The organism is Deinococcus alpinitundrae (assembly GCF_009982895.1).
Taxonomy (GTDB): Bacteria; Deinococcota; Deinococci; order Deinococcales; family Deinococcaceae; genus Deinococcus; species Deinococcus alpinitundrae.
Map to the genome: position 1 here is coordinate 1 of NZ_WXZL01000282.1, position 268 is coordinate 268.

The window sequence follows — 268 nt, forward strand, 5'->3', positions numbered from 1 at the left end:
GCAGGCGACGCTGATCCCCTCTGGCCTGAAGGCCGATTTCCTGAAGGCGACCGATAAACTCATTGCTGCCGTCATGGAGCAATGGCACGGCCGCGGGAACACGTTGCGCCTGCACGGTGACTGCCATGCCGGTAATATCCTCTGGCGCGACGGACCACTGTTTGTCGACTTAGACGATGCGCGTACCGGCCCGGCGATTCAGGATCTGTGGATGCTACTCAACGGCGATAAGGCTGAACAGCGTATGCAGCTGGAGACTATTGTCGAG

Annotated in this window: 1 protein-coding gene; it reads left to right on the top strand. The window is 59.3% G+C overall.

Annotation, left to right across the window (positions count from 1 at the left end):
• Nucleotides 1–268: phosphotransferase (locus GUI70_RS23405; protein ID WP_161884581.1), on the top strand; the 268-nt coding region annotated here is incomplete at both ends.